Origin of the sequence: Mycobacterium persicum, assembly GCF_002086915.1 — a bacterium.
GTDB lineage: Bacteria > Actinomycetota > Actinomycetes > Mycobacteriales > Mycobacteriaceae > Mycobacterium > Mycobacterium persicum.
The window spans coordinates 2,565,784-2,571,833 of sequence record NZ_MWQA01000001.1 but is presented as its reverse complement, the minus strand read 5'-3'; the positions used below and the strand labels follow the sequence as shown (position 1 = coordinate 2,571,833).

Below are 6,050 nucleotides of genomic sequence, written 5' to 3'. Positions count from 1 at the left end.
AGGGATCGCGCAGTAATTAGGTAGGTGTTGTCGGGCGTGTCGCGGTGTGGTCGGCGGTGAGCGTGTAGTTCCAGTCGCCGTGGAACTCGTACGACCGCGGCATCAAGATCACCGACAAGCAAATCGCCGCCCTCGAAGCCACCCAACTGCACCGTCAAGGTGGTGGTGTCGAGGACCGCGTTCACGGTCAGTCCGGTGGATGTGGTTGTTGCCCTGAGGGTTCGATGACAACCTCATGGGATTCCAAGGGTCGTCCGCGCCAGTTGCGGCTGATCGCGGAGAACAGCCGGTGTTCGATCTTGTTCCATTTGGAGGTGCCCGGCGGCAGGTGGCAGACCGTGATGTCCAGTCCGGCCTCGGTGGCCAAGGCGGCAAGTTCGGTTTTCCACAACCGCAGCCGGGTCCCGATCCGGATGCTGCGGACACCCGATGCCCCCTGGCGATCAGCTCGGCGGCCAGCAACAACCGCCACGCCCGCTCGTCCAAATGCGGGCGGATCAACGACAAACGGGCAGCGACCGGATCGGAGTCCACAGCAGGCAGCGTCATACCACAAGTGTGGACAAACCAAACAGAAAAACCTAAATAATTACTGCGCGCCGCCTTAGTGATGAGTGTCCAGACGACACACGCTCGCGGGGGCGCTGGTGCGGTGGTCGGCAACGTCGATCATGTGCTCGAGCGCCGCCACGATAGTAGGCGCGCGCAGTGCTCGCAGACCCGCCGGCGCCGCCTCGCGACCGGGCGGGATCAATGCGATGGTGAATCCCTGACGAACTGCCTCGGCCAGCCGCCGGTCCATGCCGTTGACCGGCCGCAGGTCGCCTGCCAGCCCGACTTCGCCGATCATCACCGCCGTTGTAGGCAGCGGCAGGTTCGCGTACGCCGAGGCCAGCGCGATCGCAACCGCCACATCGGACGACGGATCGGTCAATCGCATCCCGCCTACGGTTGAGAGATAGATGTCGTTGACACCGATGCGCAGCCGGGCGTGCTTTTCCAGTACTGCGGTGATCATCGCCGCGCGGGCGTGGTCGATTCCGCTGACCGCCCGTCGCGGCGAACCGCCGGCCGGAGTGGCCAGCAACGCCTGTACTTCCCCGATCAGCGGCCGCTTCCCGTCGAGTGTCACGGTGATGGCGGTACCGGGAACCGGAGCGGACCGCTGATCGAGGAACAGGTTTGACGGGTCGGCGATTCCTTCGATGCCGTTGTCGTGCAATAGAAAACACCCAACCTCGTCGGCGGCGCCGAATCGATTCTTGACTCCACGGACCATCCGTAACCCGCCGTTGCGGTCGCCTTCGAAATGCAGCACCACGTCGACGAGGTGCTCTAGTGACCGCGGTCCGGCGATCGACCCTTCCTTGGTGACGTGACCGACCAGGATCAGCCCGAACCCGTGGGCCTTGGCGGCGGCGGTCAGGGCGGCCGTCACCGCACGCACCTGGGTAACCCCGCCGGCGACGCCGTCGGCCTCGCTGGTGGACATCGTCTGCACCGAGTCGATGACGACCAGCGCCGCCTGCACGGTCTCGATGTGGCCCAATACCGCGTGCACGTCGGATTCGGCGGCCAGATACACCTGTTCGCTGTGACAGCCGATGCGGTCGGCGCGCAGCCGGATCTGTCCGGCGGATTCTTCGCCGGAGATGTACAGCGCGCGCTGCCCCGACTGCGCCCAGCGGTGCGCGACTTCGAGCAACAGCGTCGATTTGCCGACACCGGGTTCGCCGGCCAGCAGCGTCACCGACCCTGGCACCACGCCGCCGCCCAGCACCCGGTCCAGCTCGTCGATGCCGGTCGGACGGTGCCGATTCAGGTTGGGCTGCACCGAACTGATCGGAACGGCGCGCGACGCCGGCATCGGCAGCCGGCGACCACTGACGCCGACCCCGTTGCGTATCGGCACCTCTTCGACCGTGCCCCAGCTGCCGCATTCCATGCACCGCCCCACCCACTTGGCGGTGAGATGACGACAATCCGAGCAGCGGAATTGCGAACGCACGTTAGCCACGCCGTGACCGTATCGGTCGGGTACGACAGCCGCGGCGCGGCCGGCTGGGTGGGGCGTTAGTGCCGGACCGGAGCCGTCGCCTGCTCGTGCGGCTGAGCCAGCGGCGCCGCGATCGGCACCATCAGGGTGCCCTGTCCGGCCTTCTCGAAGTTGAAGGTGAAGCTGTACGTCAAGCCGTTGGTGATGGGCTTGGTCAAGACGACGCTTGCCCTGGCCGCCTGATTCGACCCCAGCGGGCCGGGCGCGACGAGCTGGCCGTCCGGCGTACCGACGAAGAGCATCCCGCCGGCGGGCAGCCGCGCGTCACCGGTCATCGTCACGGTGCCGATGTCGCTGCCGATGCTCACCAAACGATCAGCCACATCCGGGGATTGGTTGATAGCCACCAGCACCAAGTCCACCTTCCTGCCGGGCTGCAGGAAATCGCCGCTGCGCTGCAGAGCTTGGATCCGGACATCGCGCAGCAGCACGTTGTTGATGGTGAGCCGGTTGCCGTTGACGGCGGGCTCCTGATTCGCGGTTTGCGAGATCTGACCGGTTCCGCAGGCACTCACCATGGCGGCAATCAGTGCGACCAGGCCCACCGCGGTGAGGCGGATCTTGAAGCGGTTCACTCAATGCCTCCTGCTGGGTTCGGAGCATGGCGGATCGCATGACGGCCTGCTGACTGCGATTCGACTATGCACAGTAGTAGGTTGCTGCCGCCGGCGGTAGCGCCGGTGTCGGTCCCGGGTGCAATTTCGCGATCTGCGTGGCGACTTCACGAAGACTTCACGTTAGTGGCATCGCCGGTGCCTATACCGACAGGTGAGCGGGGGCTGCCGGCTGGTGGAGGTCTGTCATGTCCTTTCTTCTGGTGGCGCCGGAATTGGTTTCTGGCGCGGCGTCGGATTTGGCGGCGATCGGCTCGGCGGTGAGCACGGCCAATGCGGCGGCGGCGGCGATGACGACGCAGTTGACGGCGGCGGCCGGCGATGAGGTGTCGGCGGCGATCGCGGCGTTGTTTAGCGGCTATGGGCGCCAATATCAGGAGCTTTCGGCGCAGATCGGGTTGGTTCAAGAGGAGTTTGTGCGGGCGTTGAATGGCGGCGCAGCCGCCTATGCCGCCGCTGAGTTCGCCAATGTTGAGCAGGCCATGTTGGGCATCGTCAATGCGCCGACTCAATTGCTCGTTGGGCGTTCGTTGATCGGTAATGGCGTCGACGGGTTGGCGCCGGGGCAGGCCGGCGGCGACGGCGGGTTGTTGTGGGGCAACGGCGGCCGTGGTGCGGCTGGTGCCGCCGGCCAGGCGGGCGGTGCCGGCGGAGCTGCGGGCCTGATCGGCAATGGCGGAACTGGTGGATCCGGCGGTGTGGGCGCGTCGGGCGGGGCCGGTGGCGCCGGCGGCCTGCTGTTAGGAAATGGCGGCACCGGCGGGATCGGTGGCGCGGCCGGGGGGATCGGCGGTCGCGGTGGTGACGCCGGATGGTTTGGCCGCGGCGGCGACGGTGGGGCCGGCGGGGCCGGTTTCGTCGGCGCAAGCGGCGCGGCCGGAGACCCGGGCATTGACGGGGGCGACGGCGTCGAGGGTGGGCCCGGCGGCGCCGGCGGCGCCGGAGGGCGTGGTGGGCTGCTGTCGGGCGACGGCGGTGCCGGTGGCGCCGGGGGAGCCGGCGGTAACGGCGGCAACGGCGGTGACGGCGGTGACGCCGTTGACGGCACCGGTCAAGACGGCGGTAACGGTGGGCACGGAGCTGCGGGCGGCAAAGGCGGGGACGGCGGACAAGGTGGGTTTGCTGCGCGAGGGATGGGGGGTCGCGGTGGTGACGGCGGCATCGGCGGTAACGCCGGAAACGGCGGAGTGGGTGGCGACGGCGGCGATGGGCCCAACGGCGGCCACGGCGGCAGCGGCGGTGACGGCGGCGATCGCGGTTACGGCGGGGCGGCCGGCCGCGGTGGCGGCAGTGGCCTCGGGACCAGCGGTGGTGACGGTCTCGAGGGCGCTAGCGGCCAGGCCGGGGGTAACGGCGGTGCCGGTGGTCATGGCGGTGACGCCGCCCCGGCTGCCGTCGGCAAGACGGGCGGCAGCGGCGGGTGGGGCGGTCGCGGCGGCAATGCCGGGCGGATCGGCGAGGGTGGCGCTGGCGGCGATGGTGGGTCCGGCGCCGACGGCGCGGACGGTGTCAACCCGAGCGCACTCCCCAAGGCCGGACAGGCCGACAGCGGGCTTCCTGGGCCTTCCGGAGGGGGCGACGGCTTCGACGGCAAAGACGCTGTCCAATTCACGGGCGGAACCGGAATAGGCATCTGGGGCGGCGACGGCGGCGACGGTGCGGGCAATTCCGGCTTCGGCGAGCGTCAGGGAGGCGACGGCGGCAACGGCGGAGCTGGTGGTCTCGGCGCCAAGGGTGGTGCGGGCGGCGACGGCGGCAAGGGTGATGCCATCTTGGCTTTCGGCAACGGCGGAACAGGAGGAAACGGGGGAACTGGCGGTCCCGGCGGTGGGGGCGGCGACGGCGGCGACGGCGGCTTCGCCAGCAGCCGAGGGACCGAAGCAGTTCCCCAATTTCAGGGCCAAGCTTTCGGCGGCCAGGGTGGCGACGGCGGGGATGGCGGCGCGGGCGCCAGGGGCGGCGACGGCGGCAAGGGCGGCGACGCCGACGCCGTTCACGCCTATGGGGGCAAAGGTGGCGTAGGCGGCCAGGGCGGCGCAGGTGCATCCGCCTTTGGCGGCGGGGCCGGCGGTAAGGGCGGAGCCGGTGGTGCCGGCGGATGGGAATCCGGCAACGGCGGTGCGGGCGGCCACGGCGGCCAAGGCGGCGAGGGCGGCGACGGTGCGGGTGGCGGGCGCGGTGGCAATGGCGGCGGCGGCGGCGACACCTATCGCCTGTTCCTGAGCGGCAAAATACCCGCGCCAGACGCCACCCCGGGCGTGGGCGGTGCCGGTGGTGACGGCGGTGTGGGCGGTAACGGTGGTGCCGGCGGTAATGGCGGCGCTGGCGGTGCCGGCGGCGCGGCAACGGCAGGGATTGCGGGCAGCCACGGCATCGGCGGTCAGGCCGGCTCCGGCGGCGACGGCGGGTCCGGCGGCGACGGTGGTGCCGGCGGCACCGGCGGGAAAAATGCCGATCCCTTCTTCGGCAAAGGTGCTGACGGAGCCGACGGCCGGTCCGGGGCCAACGGGGTCCGGGGCGCAGACGGTCAGGCGGGCGCCTCTGGTTAATTCCGGCGGCACTCGAACTCTCCCGGCAGTGTCGACCAACCTGCCGCCACCGGGTGGCCATGCGCCGTCGAGTTGGTCAGCGGGGTCTCATCCCACCCGGCTGGAGCCGGTCTGGAGCCGGTAAAGCTGCCGACGGGTGGGCCATCGGCTACCGCACCACCGAGCGCGCTGAGACTGCGGCGACCGGCGGCAATCGGCGCGGCGATGCACGTCTTGCATCGCCTGTCAACCCCCAATCTCCAGCCGCGGTGCCCCTGACCTGCACCGTTGATCCGCACGCGTCAGGGAGGCGTGTTAGCATGGAGTGACGAAAGGGGCTCAAATCAGATGATCTTCAAGGTCGGTGACACCGTCGTCTATCCACACCACGGTGCAGCGTTAGTCGAGGCGATCGAAACCCGAACCATCAAAGGGGAACAAAAAGAGTATCTCGTCTTGAAAGTGGCGCAGGGCGACCTGACCGTTCGTGTGCCGGCTGACAACGCTGAGTACGTTGGAGTCCGCGACGTCGTCGGCCAAGAAGGCCTTGACAAGGTTTTCCAGGTGTTGCGTGCCCCGCACACCGAAGAGCCCACCAACTGGTCACGCCGTTACAAGGCCAACCTCGAGAAGCTGGCTTCCGGCGACGTGAACAAGGTCGCCGAAGTGGTGCGTGACCTGTGGCGTCGGGACCAGGAGCGGGGTTTGTCCGCAGGCGAGAAGCGGATGCTGGCCAAGGCTCGGCAGATTCTGGTCGGGGAACTGGCGCTGGCTGAGAGCACCGACGACGCCAAAGCGGAGACCATCCTCGACGAGGTTCTGGCCGCCGCGTCCTGAACACCCCGAGACTCC

The 6,050-nt window shown here is 69.0% G+C and carries 4 protein-coding genes and 1 pseudogene; 2 read left to right on the top strand and 3 right to left on the bottom strand.

Translation table 11 applies throughout. The features are described from left to right. Positions 1-16 precede the first annotated feature (16 nt). The 3 genes and pseudogenes from B4U45_RS30695 to B4U45_RS11605 all read right to left on the bottom strand — a co-directional run. Positions 17-406: pseudogene (locus tag B4U45_RS30695) on the bottom strand (ISAzo13-like element transposase-related protein); the annotation flags it as partial. A gap of 198 nt (positions 407-604) precedes the next feature. Then, on the bottom strand, positions 605-2,017 hold the full coding sequence (radA, locus tag B4U45_RS11610; RefSeq protein ID WP_075548741.1) for a DNA repair protein RadA: 1,413 nt from the start codon (positions 2,015-2,017) through the stop codon (positions 605-607). A 56-nt stretch (positions 2,018-2,073) separates the two neighbouring features. Then, complete coding sequence (locus tag B4U45_RS11605; RefSeq protein ID WP_075548740.1) at positions 2,074-2,631, bottom strand: copper chaperone PCu(A)C domain-containing protein; 558 nt, start codon at positions 2,629-2,631, stop codon at positions 2,074-2,076. A gap of 227 nt (positions 2,632-2,858) precedes the next feature. On the opposite strand from B4U45_RS11605, the gene B4U45_RS29860 reads away from it, so the two are divergent. Beyond that, positions 2,859-5,219, top strand: coding sequence for a PE family protein (locus B4U45_RS29860; protein ID WP_122535306.1), 2,361 nt, complete (start codon positions 2,859-2,861; stop codon positions 5,217-5,219). Positions 5,220-5,546: 327 nt separating this feature from the next. Continuing rightward, positions 5,547-6,035 (top strand): RNA polymerase-binding transcription factor CarD, encoded by a 489-nt coding sequence (gene carD / locus B4U45_RS11595; RefSeq protein WP_007166539.1) that lies wholly within the window; start codon positions 5,547-5,549, stop codon positions 6,033-6,035. The last annotated feature ends 15 nt before the right edge of the window (positions 6,036-6,050 follow it).